This is a genomic window from Empedobacter sp. UBA2044 (genome assembly GCF_002333005.1).
Lineage (GTDB): Bacteria > Bacteroidota > Bacteroidia > Flavobacteriales > Weeksellaceae > Empedobacter > Empedobacter falsenii_B.
Genome location: NZ_DDBA01000042.1, coordinates 14,857 through 34,754, shown reverse-complemented (window position 1 = coordinate 34,754; position 19,898 = coordinate 14,857). Strand labels below are relative to the sequence as shown.

Sequence of the window (19,898 nt, the reverse complement as noted above, 5' to 3'; positions counted from 1 at the left end):
AGTCGAGCGTCAATTCGGCGTAGTGAGCGTTAACAATGATTTATGTTCGCATTTCTTATGCGAATGTTCTAAAGCATTTAGTGAGTAGTCGTTATTGACCGACTTGTAGGCACGGACTTGATTTTTTTGGTTCGCTTTGGATCAAGCCAAAATGAATATATAATCTTTTCTAACCACAATAGAAGCATAGGTTTTTGCTACGTTCTACGCTTGACGTAATACGTTTTCATATAACAGCGAATTTTAGCTAGAATAACGGTATTAACAACCATTCAGTATTTCAATAAAGAAACATAAATAATCTCAAAATTAATCTAGTTCAATAATGCACTACGGGTTATATGTAGTTTTTTAAAGATATTGAAAATAATTGTTGTAAAGCATTTTTTAGTAAGGTATTTTGTACAATCAAAAAATGTTTCTATCTTTGAGATAACCACAGAAAAGAAATGCAAACAATTAAAGAAAATATTAAACCTTTATTTGTTGGAATGAATAAGCAAACTTCTGCTTTACTTTCCAAAATTGTATTTGCTCAATATTCACACTAGAATATTGCAGATTATTTGTTGACGAATTTCGTCATCTATATCCCTTTTCATCAAAATAACAAACAAAATACGATATGCCACTTTATCATCATTTGGGAGAATTCCCACAAAAGCGACATACGGTATTCCGAAAACCAAATGGAGAATTATATGCAGAAGAATTAGTTTCTACGCATGGATTTTCGAGTACGTATTCCAATGTTTACCACTGTTATCCACCAACTTTGGTAAAAGCGATTAGCGAACCTTATTCGGTAGAGCCAAAAATTGCCCGCGCAAAACATTTAAAACATACCTCTTTAAAAGGTTTTAAAGTAAAACCTACCAAAGATTATTTAGAATCTCGTGTACCAGTTTTGGTTAACAATGATTTGCATATTTCATTGGCTGCGCCACAAGAATCGATGACTGATTATTTCTACAAAAATTCGATGGCGGATGAAGTAATTTTTATACACGAAGGTTCTGGAGTTTTAAAAACTGGTTATGGACAAATTGAATTTGAATATGGAGATTATTTAGTGATTCCACGTGGAATTATTTATCAACTTCATTTTAATGATTCTAATAACCGATTGTTTATTACAGAATCATTTAGCCCAGTTGAAACACCTCGTCGTTATCGCAATCATTTTGGACAGTTAATGGAACATTCGCCTTTTTGCGAGCGTGATATTAAACGTCCTCAAAATCTTGAAACAAATGATGAACACGGAGATTTCAAGATTATGATCAAAAAAGAAGGATTAATTTATCCTTACGTTTATGGAACTCATCCTTTCGATTTTGTAGGTTGGGATGGTTATCATTATCCATGGGCTTTTTCTATTCATAATTTCGAGCCAATTACAGGGCGTATCCATCAGCCACCACCTGTTCATCAGACTTTCGAAGGAGCAGGTTTTGTGATTTGTAGTTTTGTTCCACGTCTTTTCGATTATCATCCAAATGCGATTCCAGCTCCTTATAACCATAGTAATGTAGATTCTGATGAGATTTTATATTATGTGGATGGAGATTTTATGTCGAGAAAATCGGTTGAGAAAGGACAAATTACATTACATCCAGCAGGAATTCCGCATGGTCCACATCCTGGTACAGTTGAAAAATCGATTGGAGCGAAAGAAACACATGAATTAGCCGTAATGATTGATCCTTTCAGACCATTGATGTTAACTGAACAAGCGTTAGAAATTGAAGATCCAGATTATTATAAATCTTGGCTTTATTAAAAGTTATGAGCTATGAGTTATGAGTTGCGCGATTTGTCATCGTGAACTTGTTTCAATATATCATAAGTTAATTTGAAGAGAAGCTGAAATAAATTCAGCTTGACATGATGTCATTCCGACGTTAGGAGGAATCTCCCCCAAAGTTATCAATAACTGTAAAAATTTAATACTTTTTAGATAATACATAAAAATAAAAACACAATAAAAATGAGTACACAAACATTTGCAGAAAAAATAGCATTAGCACAAGATTTTCTTCCAATCAATGGAACAGATTATATCGAGTTTTATGTTGGTAATGCAAAACAATCTGCACATTATTACAAAACAGCTTTCGGATTTCAAGAAGTTGCATATGCTGGCCCAGAAACTGGAGTGAGAGATAGAGCTTCTTATGTTTTACAACAAGGGAAAATTCGTTTAGTTTTAACATCTGGCTTAAAATCTGATTCTCCAATTTGTCAACATGCAATGAAACATGGTGATGGAGTTAAAATTTTAGCACTTTGGGTGGATGATGCGTATGATGCTTTTGAGCAAACAACGAAACGTGGAGGAAAGCCTTATATGGAGCCAACTACGATTACAGATGAGTTTGGTGAAGTAAAAATGTCTGGAATTTATACATATGGTGAAACGATTCATATGTTTATTGAGCGTAAAAATTATGAAGGTCCTTTTATGCCAGGCTATGTGAAGTCTGAATCAACATATCAACCAACAGATTGTGGTTTATTGTATGTGGATCATTGCGTTGGTAATGTGGGTTGGAATCGTATGAACGAAGCGGTTGCTTGGTACCAAGATGTCATGGGATTTGTAAATATTTTATCGTTTGATGATAAACAAATCAATACAGAGTATTCAGCATTAATGTCGAAAGTGATGAGTAACGGAAATGGTTATTCAAAATTCCCTATTAATGAGCCTGCAGAAGGTCAAAAGAAATCTCAAGTCGAAGAATATTTAGATTTTTATGAAGGTGAAGGTGTACAACATATTGCAGTTGCAACTAAGGATATTGTAAAAACTGTGACAGAACTTAAATCTCGTGGAGTTGAGTTTTTATCAGCGCCACCAGAGGCTTATTACGATATGATTCCAGAGCGCGTTGGTGAAATTGATGAGGATATTAAGAAGTTACAAGATTTAGGAATTTTGGTTGATTGTGATGAAGAAGGTTATTTGTTACAAATTTTTACGAAACCAGTCGAAGATCGTCCAACATTATTCTACGAAATTATCGAGCGTCATGGAGCGCAATCGTTTGGAGCAGGTAATTTCAAAGCATTGTTTGAAGCTTTAGAAAGAGAGCAAGAGCGTCGAGGAAATTTATAAATAGATATTTTTTAAAAGCCATTGGATTATTTCTAATGGCTTTTTTCTTAATCAAATCTTAAGTTTTGTGTAAGGAGGTTTCAAATACATTTGTTCAATAAAATGAATGTGAAAATGAACCAAATTAAAACAAAAACGATAGTCATGAATTGTGTATTACTTTCAATATTTTCTATAAAAGGGAATGCACAAGATACAATTCAGCAAACTAAAACCGATTCAATTCAACTTGATTCTATTCCAAAGCAAATATTTAATCCAGAAGATAAAGTTTATCATTTCAACGCCAAAAAGTTGATTATTCCTGCGACTTTAATTACATATGGAAGTCTGAGTTTGGCAATTCCAGCATTGGATAATTTGAATAAATCTACTCAAAACGAAATTTTAGAAGATAAAACAAAAGGAAATAAATTTGATAATTATACACAATATTTACCTGCAGCAGCGGTTTATGGATTGAATTTGGCTGGCGTTCAAGGGAAACATAATTTACGAGATCGTACAATTATTTTTGCAACATCTCAAATCATCAATACAGGTTTGGTGATGGGGCTAAAACACACTGTACAAGAAGAAAGACCCGATGGTACAAACAATCTTTCTTTTCCTTCTGGACATACGGCGAATGCATTTTCTACGGCTCAATTTATGTTTCGAGAATATCAAGATTCTAATTTTTGGTTGAGTTTGGCTGGATATCCTTTGGCAGCTTTTACAGGTGTTTATCGTGTTATCAATAATCGCCATTGGGTTGGAGATGTTGTTGCTGGAGCGGGAATAGGGATTTTATCTACGGAATTGGCGTATTGGTTATTTCCTACGATTAACAATTGGTTTTCTCCAAAAAATAAAGAATCAAAAGTGGCGACAATGTTTTTTCCTGTTTATCAAAATAATCAAGCGGGAGTTGGTTTGGTGATGAGGTTTTAGTTATTTATAACCATATTTCGACCTTTTAAATAATATAAAATAGGACCTAAGTATGGAATTAATACTACAACAAAAATCCATAGAAATTTTGTTTTTAAATTTCTAAATTGATGTGTAATAACATGTATTAAACACATTATAGGTAAAAAGGTCATTGTTAATACAAAAAGAAACCATATCCCAACAAAAATATCTTCCATTGTTTAATTAATTTGCGTAAAACTAATGAATATTTCAACTAACATTCATTAGTTTTTATAAAAAATCATTATCTTCAACGCTCAAAACTGCAAACAAATAAAATGAAGAATATAGAACTAACGATTCCAAAATTGGGAGAAAGTGTAGAGTCTGTACAATTGGTTCGTTTTACAAAAAACGTTGGCGATTTCATTCAAGAAGATGAAGTAATTGCCGAAGTTTCGACGGATAAAGTAGATTCTGATGTGCCTTCTACAACTGCTGGAAAAATTATTGAGTTTAGATTTAATGAAGGAGATGAAATAAAAATAGGAGAAGTTTTCGCTTTAATTGAGCCTTCAGAAACTCAACAACAATCAGCTCAAAAAACTGAAAATGTTGAAGAAAAAAAGATTGAAACTGTTACAACTTCGCAAGTTATAAATTCAATCGATACAAATCATTTTTTATCACCTTTGGTAAAAAGTATTATCCAAAAAGAAAATCTTCAATCAACAGATATTTCACAAATAAAAGGTTCTGGTCGTGATGGAAGAATTTCGAAAAATGATGTATTAAATTATATTCAAAATAAATCATTTACAACTAATAATTCAAGTAATACTTTAAATAAAAATAATATAGTTTCAAGTTCTTCTTATGGAGCGAAAGATGAAATCATTGAGATGGATAAAATGCGTCAATTGATTTCAAAACACATGAAAAAGAGCAAACAAACTTCGCCTCATGTGACGGCTTATGTAGAACCTGATGTTACGAATTTTGTAAAATGGCGAGAAGAAAATAAAGCTGCTTTTGAAGCTAAATACAAACAAAAATTGACATTTACACCGTTAATTGTAGATTGTGTTGTTCGTGCAATTAAAGATTTTCCATTGATTAATGTATCAGTTGATGAAACTGAGACTAAAATAATCAAACACAATGAGATAAATATTGGAATTGCAACTGCTTTACCAAGTAATAATTTAATTGTTCCTGTCATTCATCAAGCCAATGAATTAAATTTAGAAGGTTTAGCAAAAGGTGTAAATTCAATTGTAGATAAAGCAAGAAATAATAAACTTTCGCCAGATGATGTTCGTGGAGGGACGTTCACAATAAGTAATGTGGGGACTTTTGGTAATTTGATGGGAACGCCAATTATCAATCAACCTGAAGTGGCAATTTTAGCGACTGGCGTGATCAAGAAAAAACCTGCGGTTTTGGAAACTGAATTCGGAGATATTATTGTGGCGAGACAATTTATGTATTTGTCACTTTCGTTTGATCATCGTGTGATAGACGGATCTTTGGGAGGCGTTTTCTTGAAACGAATTTCAGATTACATGGAGAATTGGGATGTTAACACGCAAATTTAATCAGAATGGAAACCACATTATCAACAACAACATTACTTAAACAAGCATACGAATTATTGGTTACTGCAAAATCTTTAACCGAATTATACGAAGAAAATAAAGCTGTAACAAGCAAATATGTACATGCAACAGCGCGTGGACACGAAGCAATTCAAATTGCAACAGGATTACAATTATTACCACAAGATTATTTAAGCGCATATTACCGAGACGATGCAATGTTACTATCAATCGGAATTACTCCTTACGAATTGATGTTGCAATTATTGGCAAAACGCGACGATATTTTTTCTGGAGGAAGAACCTATTATTCTCATCCAAGTTTGCGCCGTGATAATATGCCGAAAATTCCGCATCAAAGTAGTGCAACAGGAATGCAAGCGATTCCAACAACAGGAATTGCGATGGGAATGCAATACAAAGAGTTAGAAGGTCTTTGTGATGAAGAAGTAAAACCAATTGCAGTTTGTTCGTTAGGAGATGCGTCTTGTACGGAAGGCGAGGTGGCAGAAGCTTTCCAAATGGCAGCGTTGAAACAATTACCAATTTTATATTTGGTTCAAGATAATGAATGGGATATTTCGGCTTCGGCAGATGAAATTCGTGCACAAGATATCGCTCATTATGCAAAAGGTTTCAATGGTTTGGAAGTTTTTGTGGTTGATGGAACGGATTTTTTAGCTTCTTATGAAACGATTCAACGTGCAATTGAAATTATTCGTACAGAACGTCGTCCGATTTTGGTTCATGCAAAAGTTCCTTTATTGAATCATCATACATCTGGCGTTCGCAAAGAATGGTACAGAGATGATTTAGAGGAAGCACAATCTCGTGATCCTTACGATAAATTAAAATATACTTTATTAAATGAAGGTTTCGATGAAAATGATTTAATCGAAATTGAGAATAAGATAAAAGAACAAGTTCAGGCAGAATATCAAGAAGCATTAAAAGCAGAAGATCCACGTTCTGAAGATTTATATACGCATGTTTTTGCATCAACACCGATTAACGAAGAAAAAGGAAATCGTTCTCCAGAAGGAAAAGATAAAACAGTAATGGTAGATTCTGCATTATTTGCGATTCGTGAATTAATGGCAAAACATCCAGAAGCTTTATTATATGGACAAGATGTAGGATTGCGTTTAGGTGGAGTTTTTCGTGAAGCGGCAACTTTAGCAAAACAATATGGTAAAAATCGTGTATTTAATACACCAATTCAAGAAGCGTTTATAATCGGATCTACGGTTGGAATGTCTGCAGTTGGCTTAAAACCAATTGTTGAGGTGCAATTTGCAGATTATATTTGGCCAGGATTGAATCAATTGTTTACAGAAGTGGCGCGTTCTAATTATTTATCAAACGGTAAATGGCCAGTTTCGATGATTTTACGTGTACCAATTGGTGCGTATGGAAGCGGAGGACCTTATCATTCAAGTTCAGTTGAAAGTGTTTTGACGAATATTAAAGGAATTAAAATTGCGTATCCATCTACTGGAGCGGATTTGAAAGGTTTGATGAAAGCAGCATATTACGATCCGAATCCTGTGGTAATGCTAGAGCACAAAGGGTTGTATTGGAGTAAAATAAAAGGAACAGAAGATGCTGCGACAGTTGAGCCGGACGAAGATTATGTATTGCCTTTTGGTAAAGCACGTGAAGTTTTAACGGCTGAATCTTCTCAAAATCATAATTCTGTTTCGATTATTACATACGGAATGGGAGTGTATTGGGCAAAACAAGCGGCAAAGGATTTTCCTAATCAAGTCGAAATTATCGATTTAAGAACTTTAGTTCCGTTAGATGAAGAAACAATCTTTAATAGTGTAAAAAAACACAATCGTTGTATTGTTTTGACAGAAGAAGCGAAGCAAAACTCTTTTGCACAGAGTATTTCAGGCTTAATTAATGAAGAGTGTTTTGAGTACTTAGATGCACCAATTCGTGTGTTAGGAGCGCAAGATATGCCAGCAATTCCATTAAATTCGACTTTAGAAGCAGAGATGTTACCTAATGCTGAAAAATTAAAAACATTGATTAATGATGTTTTATCTTATTAAAAGACAATAATTAGTATGAATTGTATTTTTTACACTAAAAAAACTAACGTTTGTTAGTTTTTTTAGTTTTTTTGATTAAATTTGTTATTATCAAAAATCAAAATCTGCAAAAATTATGATATTTAATCCCGAGATAGAACAAATGCCAATTGAAAAATTGCGCGTTCTTCAAAACGAAAGACTTCAAAACATGTTGCAAAAAGTGTATAACAATGTACCTTTTTACAAAGAAGCATTTGATGCAGCTGGAATAAAACCAGAAGACATCAAAGGTGTTGAAGATCTACACAAATTACCTTTTACCAAAAAAACACATTTAAGAGAGAACTATCCGTTCGGATTATTTGCAGAACCAAAGAGCAACGTAATCCGTTTACATTGTTCAAGCGGCACAACAGGAAAACCAACTGTTGTAGGTTATACCAAAAACGACATCGAATTATTTTCAGAAGTAGTAGCACGTTCTTTAGCAGCTTCTGGATGCGAACCAGGAATGACATTACAAAATGCCTATGGTTATGGTTTGTTTACTGGAGGTTTGGGATTACATTATGGAGCAGAAAAATTAGGAATGACAGTTATTCCTATTTCTGGTGGAAATACTGAAAAACAAATCATGTTGTTGAAAGATTTTCAGGCTGATGCGATTTGTGCAACACCATCGTATGCATTAACAGTAGCTGAGGAAATCAAAAAAAGAGGAGAATCGTTAGAAAGCTTAAATCTTAAGTTTGCGATTTTGGGATCAGAACCATGGTCAGAAGCGTTACGTCAAGAAGTAGAAGGAAGTTTGAATATCAAAGCGTCTAATATTTATGGATTGAGCGAAATTATCGGACCTGGTGTATCTAATGAAGATTATGAAGAGCAAGGATCAGGATCTTACATTTGGGAAGATCATTTCTTTCCAGAAATTGTAGACGAGAAAACAGGTGAACCTGTGCCTTACGGACAACCTGGAGTTTTAGTGATTACAACGTTAACAAAAGAAGCTTTACCATTGGTGCGTTATTGGACGGGAGATATCACAACCCTTACGTACGAACATTCTAAGAAAAGAACACATATCAAAATGGGACCAATTATTGGTCGTGCAGATGATATGATGATTATTAGAGGTGTAAATTTCTTTCACACACAAATCGCTGATTTTATTCCAGAATTCCCAGAATTATCACCAAATTATCAAGTAGTTTTAACAAAACCTAAAAATATGGATGCTGTAGAAGTTGGATTTGAAATTAATCCTGACTATTTTGCAAGCCAAGGTTTCACTTGTGATAATTTGAACGACGAATCTAATCATGCATGTTGCAAATTAATCTCTAATATTCACAAAAAAATTAGAGACAATATTGGATTAGGAATGAATGTTAAATTGTATCAAGTTGATGAACTTCCGAAAAGTGAAGGAGGAAAATTAAACCGAATCATCGATAACAGACATTTATAAATATATGCCTAAACAAAGTAAAAAAGAACTGATTATTCAAGAAGCTGCCTTAATCTTTAAACAAAAAGGTTATTCGGCAACATCAATGCGTGAACTGGCTGAAAAGGTTGGAATGGAAGCCGCAAGTTTATACAATCATATTCGTTCGAAAGACGAAATTTTAGAAGAGATTTGTTTTAAAGTTGCTAATCAATATGTTTCTCACATTAGCTCGATCGAAGATACAAACGAATCAAATGTTCAGAAATTGAGAGATTTAATTCAATTGCATGTCAGAATGATTATTGATGAGCCAAACGAAGTTTCTGTTGCAAATAATGATTGGAAAAATCTTTCGGATACGAAAAAGGATTTGTATAAAACAATTCGAAAAGGATACGAAAAAAGAATCGCCAATCTTATCAAAGCAGGAATTGCAGCAGGTGAATTTAAAGATTTGAATGTTTCGGTTGCTTTATTTACTTTATTATCATCATTACGTTGGATAGAATTGTGGTACAAACCTGGACGAGATATCTCACCAGAGCAGTTAGAAAATGACTTAATGACACTATTAATTAACGGATTTCAAAAATAATATGGCTATAAATTTTCACCAATTACGCGTTAAAAATGTAAAAAAGGAAACACCAGATTGTGTATCCGTTACATTTGAAGTGCCAGAAGAATTAAACCAAGAATTCAAATTCAAACATGGTCAATATTTAACGTTTAAGAATTTTCACAATAACGAAGAAATTAGACGTTCTTACTCAATTTGTTCAAGTCCTTTGGATAATGAATTAAGAGTTGCTGTAAAGAAAATTGAGGATGGAATTTTCTCGACATTTGTTAACGATACAATCAAAGTTGGCGATGTTCTTGATGTAATGACTCCACAAGGAAATTTCTTTACAGAAGTACACGAAGACAACAAAAAGTTATATGTAGGAATTGTGGCGGGATCTGGAATTACACCAGTACTTTCGATTATCAAAACAGTTCTACAAACAGAACCTAACAGTCAATTTGTGCTGTTATATGGAAACAGAAACAAAAGTTCGATTATTTTTAAAGAAGAAATCGAAGCATTAAAAAATAGATACATGGAACGCATTAGCGTTTACAATATCTTGAGTCGTGAAACGGCTGATGCTGAGATTTTGAGTGGTCGTATTGATAAATCAAAAATTGAATATTTCTTGCAAAATATCATCGATCCAAAAGAAGTAAGCGAAGTTTTCCTTTGTGGACCAGAAGAAATGATTTTAAGCGGTCGTGACGCTTTTGTAGAAGCAGGAGTTGATGTAAAACATTTACATTTCGAATTATTCTATAGTGCATCTGCAGAAGCGAAAAAGGTAGAGCGTCAAAAAGCTGTAAAACAATCAAACGATACAATGAGTAAAGTTACCATTAAATTAGATGCAACAGCTTTACAGATTGATTTGGGTTACAATGGCGACACAATCTTAGATGCGGCTTTACAAAACGGAGCTGATTTACCTTATGCTTGTAAAGGTGGTGTTTGCGCAACTTGTAAGTGTAAAGTAGAGAAGGGTGAGGTAGAAATGGACATCAACTACTCACTTGAGCCAGATGAATTAGAAAGAGGATTTGTATTAGCGTGTCAAGCGCACCCTCGTTCTGCAGAAGTCGTGGTAGATTTTGATGCCAAATAATCAACTTTAAAAACGTTTAGAAATGAGTGCAAAAGAAATTGATTTTCAAGAAATCTTCGATAATAAGATTGAAAATGAAGTTCGTATCGAACCAAAAGACTGGATGCCAGACGCATACCGTAAAACATTAATCAGACAAATCTCTCAACATGCTCACTCAGAAATTGTTGGGATGTTACCAGAAGCAAACTGGATTACAAGAGCGCCTTCATTAAATAGAAAGAAAATCTTATTAGCGAAAGTTCAAGACGAAGCTGGTCACGGATTATACTTATATTGTGCTGCTGAAACATTAGGTGTTTCCCGTATTCAAACATTAAATGATTTACATTCAGGTAAAGCTAAATATTCATCAATCTTCAATTATCCAACCCTTACTTGGGCAGATATCGGAATGATTGGTTGGTTGGTAGATGGAGCTGCGATTCTGAATCAAGTTCCATTATGTCGTACATCTTACGGACCTTATGCTCGCGCAATGGTACGTGTTTGTAAAGAAGAATCTTTCCACCAAAGACAAGGTTACGAAGCATTAGTGGTATTATCAAAAGGAACACCAGAACAAAAAGCGATGTTGCAAGATGCAATGAATCGTTGGTGGTGGCCTACATTAATGATGTTTGGACCAAAAGATGAAGAATCATCAAACTCAGAATTATCAATGAAATGGAGAATCAAACGTTTTTCGAATGACGAATTACGTCAACGTTTCGTGGATATTTCTATTCCTCAAGCCGAATATTTAGGATTAACTATTCCAGATCCAGATCTAAAATTCAATGAAGAAACAGGTCACTACGAATTCGGAGAAATTGATTGGGAAGAATTCTGGAATGTTGTGAAAGGAAACGGTAAATGTAACAAACAACGTTTGGATGCTCGCCGTAATGCTCACAACGAAGGAGCTTGGGTTCGTGATGCTGCAACAGCTTACCACGAAAAAAGAAAACAAAGAGAATTAGAAAAAGAACAACGCAAAAACGCATAAAAAGATGGAAAATAGAGATTGGCCTTTATGGGAAGTATTCATTAGAAGTAAACAAGGGTTAGACCACAAACACGTTGGGAGCTTACATGCTGCTGATGCTACAATGGCACTAGAAAATGCACGTGATGTATATACGCGTCGTTTAGAAGGTGTAAGTATTTGGGTGGTAGAATCTGCTAATATTCATGCTTCTAATCCTGATGAAGCAGAACAATTTTTTGATCCTGCAGAAGACAAAGTTTACCGTCATCCAACTTTTTATGATGTACCAGAAGAAATTAAAAACATGTAATTTATGACAAGTACAGTTTATCAAAACAATCAAAATTACATCGATTTTATCTTACATTTAGCAGATACAAATCTAATTTTGGCACAACGTTTATGCGAATGGTGTGGTCATGGTCCAATTTTAGAACAAGACATCGCAATGTCTAATATGGCGTTAGATTTATTAGGTCAAACATCTAATTATTATGACTATGCGGCTGAAATGATCGGAAATGGAGCAACAGAAGATACGTTAGCAATGTTACGCGAAGAGCGTGAATACAAAAACTTATTGTTAGTTGAGTTACCAAACGGACATTTCGGTGATACAGTTGCACGTCAATTCTTTTATGATTCTTACCACGCGTTATTGCTAGAACAATTCTTGAAAGTAAAAGATCTTAAATTACAAGCTATCGCTGAAAAATCATTAAAAGAAGTAAAATATCACTTAAAATGGTCATCAGAATGGATGATTCGTTTAGGGGATGGAACACAAGAATCTCACGATAAAATTCAGGAAGCTGTAAATAATATTTTACCTTATGTAAAAGAAGCGTTTTTATTAGCGCCTTACCAAAAAGCTTTAGTTGAAGAAGGATTAATTTCAAGTCCAGAAGAATTCCAAGCGACTTGGTTAACAAATGTAAAAGTAATTTTAGACGAAGCGACAATCGAAGCTGATGTAGAAAATGCTTTTGTACAAAAAGGAGGTAAAGAAGGTGTTCATACAGAGCATTTAGGATTTATCTTAACAGATTTACAATATTTACAAAGAACTTATCCAGATTCGCAATGGTAACCGAAAAAGAAATTTGGCAATACATGGAGGAAGTCGCTGATCCAGAAATTCCTGTGATTAGTGTAATTGATCTTGGTGTTGTGCGTAAAATTGAATTAATTGACCAAGAAAGTGTCAACGTTACAATTACGCCTACGTATTCGGGATGTCCTGCTATGAGTGCAATTTCAATTTCTGTTCGTTTAAAATTAATCGAAAAAGGATTCAAAAATATCAATGTCATTAATCAGTTGAGCCCTTCGTGGTCAACTGATTGGATGACAGAAGAAGGAAAGCAAAAAATGAAGGCTTATGGAATTGCGCCTCCAACTAAAAATCCTTCGAGCGATGAGCTCTTTTCAGACGAACAAAATGTAGAATGTCCACAATGTGGCTCTACAGATACCAGACTTATCAGTCAATTTGGTTCTACGGCCTGTAAAGCTATGTATCAATGCAATAGTTGCCACGAACCATTTGATTATTTCAAATGTCATCATTAAAAAATTATGGAAAATTCAACATCAATCCTATACACACAAGAGGGAGGAATTGCTACGATTACGTTGAATCGTCCTTCTGTTTTTAACAGTTTTAATCAGGAAATGATTAAATCTCTTCAACATCACTTGGATGTTGCAGCTCAAGATGTTTCTGTTCGTGCAGTGGTTTTAACTGGAACGGGAAAAGCATTCTGCGCTGGTCAAGATTTAGGAGAAGTTTTAGAAGAAAAAGAAATCGACTTCAATAAAATCGTTCAAGAAAATTACAATCCATTGGTTCTTAAAATTAGAAACATGGACAAACCAGTTGTTGCTGCTGTAAACGGTGTTGCTGCCGGTGCGGGAGCAAATTTAGCTTTGGCTTGTGACATTGTTGTTGCGAAAGAATCGACAAATTTCATTCAAGCTTTTTCTAAAATTGGTTTAATCCCAGATTGTGGAGGAACTTATTTCTTACCTCGTTTAATTGGACTTCAAAAAGCAACTGCTTTAATGATGCTTGCAGATAAAGTTTCGGCGGCTCAAGCAAAAGAAATCGGAATGATTTATGAGTTTTTTGCTGACGATATTTTCGATGCTGAAGTTGCAAAGATTGCTGATAAATTAGCCAATCTTCCAACAAAAGGTTTGGCTTATACAAAGAAATTATTGAATCAAACATTTAATAATTCAATCGAAGAACAATTAATTCAAGAAGGATTATTTCAAGCTAAATCAGGGAATACATCAGATTATCAAGAAGGTATAGACGCATTTATCGAGAAAAGAAATCCTGTTTTTAAAGGCGAGTAAGAAATGAAAAAAATAGGAATTATTGGTGGTGGAGCAATGGGGTCTGGAATTGCGCAAGTTTTTGCTCAATATGGTCATCCAGTTGTTTTATATGACACAAATAAAGAAGCTTTAGATCGTTCAAAACAAAACTTAGCGAAGACTTTCGAGAAGTTAGTGGCGAAAGAAAAATATACTGCTGAAAAAGCACAAGAAATTCAAAACAATATCGAATATGCAGATAGTTTAAGTGCTTTTGCATCCATCGATTTGATGATTGAAGCAATTATTGAAAACTTAGATATTAAAAAATCAGTTTTCAAACAAGTGGAAGAAATCGTTTCTGACGAATGTATTTTAGCGTCAAACACTTCTTCATTATCAATCGCATCAATTGCATCTGCTTGTTCTAAACCAGAACGTGTAATTGGAATCCACTTTTTCAACCCTGCACCATTAATGGCTTTGGTAGAAATTATTCCAGCCGTACAAACACGCGAAGGATTAGCAGACGAAGTAAAAGCATTGATTCAATCTGTTGGTAAATTACCAGTCATCACAAAAGATACTCCTGGATTTATAGTAAATCGTGTGGCTCGTCCATTCTACAGCGAATCAATTCGTTTATTAGAAGAAGGAGTTGCAGATGCAGAAACAATAGACTTTGCGATGACTTCTGTTGGAGGTTTCCGTATGGGACCCTTCGAATTAATGGATTTTATTGGTCATGATGTGAATTATCGTGTAACCGAATCGGTTTTCGAATCATTCTTTTATGATCCAAGATTTAAACCATCTTTTTCTCAAAAACGTTTATTCGAAGCTGGATTTTACGGTCGTAAATCTGGTCGTGGATTTTACAATTATGCAGAAGGAGTGGAGAAAAAAGCACCATCTCAAGATCAAGCATTATTAGAAAAAATCTACAAACGCGTTTTAGTGATGTTAATCAATGAAGCAGCTGATGCTTTATTTTTAAACATTGCAAACCGTGAGGATTTAGATACAGCGATGACAAAAGGGGTTAATTACCCTAAAGGACTATTGAAATGGGCGGATGAATATGGTCTTGAAAATGTACAAAACGATTTAGATGAATTGTACAATTATTACCACGAAGACCGTTACCGTTTAAGTCCAATTATTAGAAATTTCGTCAAAGAGAACAAAACATTCTACTAAAAAATATCAAAACATGGAATCACAAAAGTTATTAAATGCAATGCTTGACCACGATAAATTTAGTGAATGGTTAGGTTTAGAAGTAATTGAAGTAAGAGAAGGATATGCAAAATTACAAGCAGCAATTCGTCCAGAAATGATGAACGGAGTGGGGTCTGTTCACGGAGGCGTTACGTTTGCGATGGCAGATTCTGCATTTGCTTTTTCGTGCAATATGTACAATAATATCTCAGTTGCTTTAGATGTTCATATTTCATTTACGAAAGCTGGACGCAATGGAGATGTTTTTACCATTGAATCTCAAGAAGTTTCGACAACGAAAAAAACAGGTATTTACGATATCAAAGTTACAAATCAAAACAACGAATTAATTGCTTTATTTAAAGGAACTTGCTTTAGAACAGGTAAACCTTTAATTGAAGAATAAATTTTATAAATTGCCTAAAGCATAAAGTTTTAGGCATAAAGCTTTAAAACAATGAACCAAACATATATTATAGATGGAGTTAGAACTCCAATTGGTAAATTAAAAGGTGGATTATCTGCTGTTCGTCCAGATGATATGGGGGCAATGGTAATCGCCGAATTATTAAAAAGAAATCCATCAATTGATCCTGCTGCATTCTACGATGTAATTTTAGGGAATGCAAATCAAGCAGGAGAGGATAACCGTAATATAGCTCGTATGTCGGCTTTATTATCTGGATTACCTTACACAGTTCCAGGTGAAACAGTGAATCGTTTATGTGCTTCTGGCTTATCAGCTGCAATTGCAGCATCGAGAGCAATTCAGGTTGGTGATGCACAATTAATGATTTCTGGTGGAGCAGAATCGATGACACGTGCACCTTTAGTAATTTCTAAATCGGCTTCTCCATTTGGTGGTGATGCACAAATTTATGACTCAACTTTTGGTTGGCGTTTTATTAACCCAAAAATGAAAGAAATGTGGGGAGTTGATGGAATGGGTAATACAGCTGAAAATTTAGCAGAGCGTGATAATATTTCGCGTGATGATCAAGATTTATTTGCGGTTTGGTCTCAACAAAAAACGGCTGCTGCGCAAGCGAATGGACGTTTAGCGAAAGAGATTGTTCCTGTTGTTATTCCACAACGTAAAGGTGATGCTATTATTTTTGATATAGATGAATTCCCAAAGAATAATACAACAATGGAGATTTTATCAAAGTTACGCCCAGCTTTCAAAGCAGATGGAACGGTAACTGCGGGTAATGCTTCTGGGCTTAATGATGGTGCGGCAGCGAATATTTTAGCTTCTGAACAAGCGATTAAAGATTTTGGTTTAACACCAATGGCACGTATTGTTTCTTCTGGTGTTGCAGGTGTTGAGCCTCGCATTATGGGAATTGGACCAGTGAATGCAACTAAAATTGCATTAGAAAAAGCTGGTTTAACAATGAATGATATTGATGTAATTGAATTAAATGAAGCTTTTGCAGCGCAATCTTTAGCATGTACGCGTGCATTAGGTTTAGTAGATAACGATTCTCGTATCAATCCAAATGGTGGAGCTATCGCTTTAGGACATCCACTTGGAATGTCAGGAGCGCGTATCTTAAATTCTGCGGCTTACGAATTACAAGCTACAGGAAAACGTTATGCATTGGTTACAATGTGTATCGGTTTAGGACAAGGTTACGCTGTAATTATTGAAAGAGCATAAAATAGTTATTCGAAATTCGAAGTTAGTTTTTCGAGTAATACTAAGTTCGAATTTCGTCAAACGAAAAACTATATTAGAAAAATGATTTACGAATTCAAAGGATATAAACCCGTTGTTCATCCAACAGCATTTATTCATCCGCAAGCTGTGGTGACAGGAAATGTGATTATTGGGAAAGATGTTTACATTGGTCCAGGTTGTGCGTTACGTGGTGATTGGGGACAAATTATTATCGAAGATAATTGCAATGTACAAGAAAATTGTACGATTCATATGTTTCCAGGAACAACAGTTCATTTAAAAGAAAAAGCGCATATCGGTCACGGCGCAATTATTCACGGCGCAACAATTGGTCGTAATTGTATGGTTGGGATGAATGCAGTTGTTATGGATAATGTTGTGGTAGAAGACGAATGTATTGTTGGTGCTTTAGCTTTTGTAAAGGCTGATACACATATTCCGACAAGAAGTGTTGTGGTTGGAAATCCTGCAAAAATCGTAAAACAAGTTTCGGATCAAATGATCGAATGGAAAGATCAAGGTACTCAACAATATATGCAATTACCAAGTGATTGTCATGATAGTTTAAAACCTTGTGAACCATTAACAGAAGTTCCAGATTATTATTACGAGTCAATGGCTTCGAATTATAAAACGTGGAATGAAAGTAAGTAAAATGTAAAAAGTATTATGTAAAATGTCATACTGAACTTGTTTCAGTATCACACTTAAATTTAATGAGATTCTGAGATGAACTCAGAATGACAAAAACTTATAACTTAATACTTACGACTTATAACTAAAAAAATACACAAACAACATAAAAATGGCTAAACAATTAGAAAATTATGCTTTAGGACAATGGACAAAAGGTTCGTCTGAAGGGCAAATGTTATATAACGCCATCAATGGCGAAGAAATAGGAACTGCATCATCAGCTGGATTAGATTTCGGTGCGATGATGGATTATGCACGTACAGTTGGTGGACCAGTTTTACGTAAAATGACGTTCCAAGAAAGAGGTTTAATGTTGAAAAAATTAGCCTTATACTTAATGGATCGTAAAGAAGAATTTTACACGGTTTCTTGGGCAACAGGTGCGACTCGTGCAGATTCTTGGGTTGATATTGAAGGAGGAATTGGAAACTTATTTGCCAATGCATCTTTACGACGTCAATTCGGAGATCAACCATTTTATGTTGAAGGAGAAACGCATAAAATCTCTAAAAACGGAACATTCTTAGGTACACATATTTTAACACCAAAACGAGGTGTTGCAATTCATATTAATGCATTCAATTTCCCAGTTTGGGGAATGTTAGAAAAAGTTGCGGTTAATTTATTGGCTGGAGTTCCAGCTATTGTAAAACCTGCGACAATTACTTCTTTCTTAACGGAAACTGTTGTTCGTGCAATCATTGAATCTGGAATTTTACCTGACGGTGCTTTACAATTAATCACAGGTTCAGCAAACGGAATTTTAGATAATGTAGAGTCAGAAGATGTTGTAACATTTACAGGTTCTGCTTGGACAGGACAAATGTTAAAAGCACATCCAAGAATTACTTCAGAAGGTGTTCCATTCAACTTAGAAGCAGATTCTTTAAACGCTTGTGTTTTAGGAGAAGATGTACAAGTTGGCTCACTAGAATTTGATATTTTTATTAAAGAGGTTACACGTGAAATGACAACTAAAGCAGGACAAAAATGTACAGCGGTTCGTCGTGCGTTGGTTCCAGCTCATTTGGTTGAGGATGTACAAATTGCTTTAGGACAACGTTTGGCAACGACTACAATTGGAGACCCAAATGTGGAAGGTGTTCGTATGGGAGCTTTGGCGGGAGCAGCGCAAGTTAAAGAAGTTCGTGAGAAAGTAGAAGAATTAGCTAAATCGCAAGAAATTATTTTTGGAAACTTAGATAATTTCGAAGTGAAAGGTGCTGATAAAAACAAAGGTTCTTTCATTTCTCCAATTTTATTTTTAAACAACGATCCATTCAATAAAACTGATGTTCACAACATCGAAGCTTTTGGACCAGTTTCTACAATTATTCCTTACAACGGAACTGCTGAAGCAATTGAGTTAGTTCGTATGGGGAAAGGATCGTTAGTTTGTTCGATTGTTACTGCGGATAATGATATCGCAACAGAATTTGTATTGAATGCAGGTTCTTTACACGGACGTATCGTTATTTTGGATGCAGAATGTATCAAAGAGTCTACAGGTCACGGATCACCACTTCCATTATTAGTACACGGAGGTCCAGGTCGTGCAGGTGGAGGAGAAGAAATGGGAGGTAAGCGTGGTGTATTACACTATATGCAACGTACAGCAATCCAGGGTTCTCCAAATAAACTAACAGCTGTTACTCAACAATACCAATATGGAGCAAATTATATCGAAGAAGATAAACATCCATTCGCGAAGCATTTCGAAGAAGTTAAAGTTGGTGATACATTAATCACAGCAAAACATACGATTCAACAATCAGATATTAATGCATTTGCAGCTTTATCTGGGGATAATTTCTATGCACATGTTGACGCAACTTCTTTAGAAGGAACTATTTTTGAGCGTAATGTTGCTCACGGATACTATTTATTGTCTAAAGCGGCAGGTTTATTTGTTTTAGCGAAAAAAGGTCCAGTTTTATTAAACTATGGTTTAGATGAATGTCGTTTTGTGAAGCCTGTATATCCAGGTTCTACAATTGGAGTGCGTTTTACGTGTAAAGAAAAAATCGATCAAGAGAAAAAAGATGAAAACGATGTGGCAAAAGGAATTGTTCGTTGGTTGGTTGATATTTACGACGAAACGGGAGAAACAGTTGGTATTGCAACAATTTTAACAATGGTTAAAAAATTAAATCAAGATTAATATAATGTGAGAATGTGGTAATTTGTTAATGAGAAGATGATTTAGAATCAT

Annotated in this window: 19 protein-coding genes; 18 read left to right on the top strand and 1 reads right to left on the bottom strand. The window is 34.7% G+C overall.

All coding sequences use genetic code 11. The features are described from left to right. The first annotated feature begins 625 nt into the window (after window positions 1-625). The 3 genes from B4E59_RS07575 to B4E59_RS07565 all read left to right on the top strand — a co-directional run bounded on the left by B4E59_RS07575 (window position 626) and on the right by B4E59_RS07565 (window position 4,054). Window positions 626-1,783 carry a homogentisate 1,2-dioxygenase gene (locus B4E59_RS07575; RefSeq protein WP_038337326.1) on the top strand — a complete coding sequence of 386 codons (1,158 nt, stop codon included), beginning with the start codon at window positions 626-628 and terminating at the stop codon, window positions 1,781-1,783. A 207-nt stretch (window positions 1,784-1,990) separates the two neighbouring features. Further along, window positions 1,991-3,121: a 4-hydroxyphenylpyruvate dioxygenase gene (hppD, locus tag B4E59_RS07570; protein ID WP_125350265.1), complete on the top strand. Its 1,131-nt coding sequence runs from the start codon at window positions 1,991-1,993 to the stop codon at window positions 3,119-3,121. Between the two features lie 144 nt (window positions 3,122-3,265). Then, complete coding sequence (locus B4E59_RS07565) at window positions 3,266-4,054, top strand: phosphatase PAP2 family protein (protein WP_260509578.1); 789 nt, start codon at window positions 3,266-3,268, stop codon at window positions 4,052-4,054. Here B4E59_RS07565 and B4E59_RS14670 read toward each other — a convergent pair. Then, a complete protein-coding gene (locus B4E59_RS14670) occupies window positions 4,051-4,191 on the bottom strand; it encodes a PLD nuclease N-terminal domain-containing protein (RefSeq protein WP_407933297.1) in 141 nt (46 codons plus the stop codon). The genes B4E59_RS07565 and B4E59_RS14670 overlap by 4 nt on opposite strands. Before the next feature lie 165 nt (window positions 4,192-4,356). Between B4E59_RS14670 and B4E59_RS07560 the strand changes: the two genes are divergently transcribed. The 15 genes from B4E59_RS07560 (at window position 4,357) to paaZ (ending at window position 19,847) form a co-directional block, all read left to right on the top strand. Beyond that, window positions 4,357-5,616: a dihydrolipoamide acetyltransferase family protein gene (locus tag B4E59_RS07560; protein WP_291052336.1), complete on the top strand. Its 1,260-nt coding sequence runs from the start codon at window positions 4,357-4,359 to the stop codon at window positions 5,614-5,616. Between the two features lie 5 nt (window positions 5,617-5,621). Beyond that, window positions 5,622-7,676 carry an alpha-ketoacid dehydrogenase subunit alpha/beta gene (locus tag B4E59_RS07555; RefSeq protein WP_291047590.1) on the top strand — a complete coding sequence of 685 codons (2,055 nt, stop codon included), beginning with the start codon at window positions 5,622-5,624 and terminating at the stop codon, window positions 7,674-7,676. A gap of 115 nt (window positions 7,677-7,791) precedes the next feature. Further along, on the top strand, window positions 7,792-9,129 hold the full coding sequence (locus tag B4E59_RS07550) for a phenylacetate--CoA ligase family protein (RefSeq protein WP_291047588.1): 1,338 nt from the start codon (window positions 7,792-7,794) through the stop codon (window positions 9,127-9,129). A gap of 4 nt (window positions 9,130-9,133) precedes the next feature. Next, a complete protein-coding gene (locus B4E59_RS07545; RefSeq protein ID WP_038335706.1) occupies window positions 9,134-9,706 on the top strand; it encodes a TetR/AcrR family transcriptional regulator in 573 nt (190 codons plus the stop codon). Between the two features lies 1 nt (window position 9,707). After that, window positions 9,708-10,790, top strand: a complete 1,083-nt coding sequence (gene paaE / locus B4E59_RS07540; protein WP_291047587.1) for a 1,2-phenylacetyl-CoA epoxidase subunit PaaE — start codon at window positions 9,708-9,710, stop codon at window positions 10,788-10,790. A gap of 22 nt (window positions 10,791-10,812) precedes the next feature. Continuing rightward, on the top strand, window positions 10,813-11,778 hold the full coding sequence (gene paaA, locus B4E59_RS07535; protein ID WP_038335708.1) for a 1,2-phenylacetyl-CoA epoxidase subunit PaaA: 966 nt from the start codon (window positions 10,813-10,815) through the stop codon (window positions 11,776-11,778). 4 nt (window positions 11,779-11,782) lie between these two features. Then, window positions 11,783-12,070, top strand: a complete 288-nt coding sequence (gene paaB / locus B4E59_RS07530) for a 1,2-phenylacetyl-CoA epoxidase subunit PaaB (RefSeq protein ID WP_038335709.1) — start codon at window positions 11,783-11,785, stop codon at window positions 12,068-12,070. A gap of 3 nt (window positions 12,071-12,073) precedes the next feature. Continuing rightward, entirely contained in the window at window positions 12,074-12,850 is a 777-nt protein-coding gene (paaC, locus tag B4E59_RS07525; protein WP_219035123.1) for a 1,2-phenylacetyl-CoA epoxidase subunit PaaC, read from the top strand. After that, window positions 12,844-13,332, top strand: coding sequence for a 1,2-phenylacetyl-CoA epoxidase subunit PaaD (gene paaD, locus B4E59_RS07520; RefSeq protein WP_219035122.1), 489 nt, complete (start codon window positions 12,844-12,846; stop codon window positions 13,330-13,332). The genes paaC and paaD overlap by 7 nt, the downstream gene beginning before the upstream one ends. Window positions 13,333-13,338: 6 nt before the next feature. Then, the gene (locus B4E59_RS07515) at window positions 13,339-14,124 is read left to right on the top strand and encodes an enoyl-CoA hydratase-related protein (RefSeq protein WP_291052334.1); all 786 of its coding nucleotides are present in this window, start codon (window positions 13,339-13,341) and stop codon (window positions 14,122-14,124) included. 3 nt (window positions 14,125-14,127) lie between these two features. Then, window positions 14,128-15,285 (top strand): 3-hydroxyacyl-CoA dehydrogenase NAD-binding domain-containing protein, encoded by a 1,158-nt coding sequence (locus B4E59_RS07510; protein ID WP_291047580.1) that lies wholly within the window; start codon window positions 14,128-14,130, stop codon window positions 15,283-15,285. A 13-nt stretch (window positions 15,286-15,298) separates the two neighbouring features. Then, on the top strand, window positions 15,299-15,712 hold the full coding sequence (paaI, locus tag B4E59_RS07505; RefSeq protein WP_291052331.1) for a hydroxyphenylacetyl-CoA thioesterase PaaI: 414 nt from the start codon (window positions 15,299-15,301) through the stop codon (window positions 15,710-15,712). A 51-nt stretch (window positions 15,713-15,763) separates the two neighbouring features. Further along, complete coding sequence (gene pcaF, locus B4E59_RS07500) at window positions 15,764-16,969, top strand: 3-oxoadipyl-CoA thiolase (protein WP_286496259.1); 1,206 nt, start codon at window positions 15,764-15,766, stop codon at window positions 16,967-16,969. Window positions 16,970-17,050: 81 nt separating this feature from the next. Then, window positions 17,051-17,644: an acyltransferase gene (locus B4E59_RS07495; RefSeq protein WP_219035117.1), complete on the top strand. Its 594-nt coding sequence runs from the start codon at window positions 17,051-17,053 to the stop codon at window positions 17,642-17,644. 151 nt (window positions 17,645-17,795) lie between these two features. Continuing rightward, window positions 17,796-19,847, top strand: coding sequence for a phenylacetic acid degradation bifunctional protein PaaZ (gene paaZ / locus B4E59_RS07490; RefSeq protein WP_219035116.1), 2,052 nt, complete (start codon window positions 17,796-17,798; stop codon window positions 19,845-19,847). The last annotated feature ends 51 nt before the right edge of the window (window positions 19,848-19,898 follow it).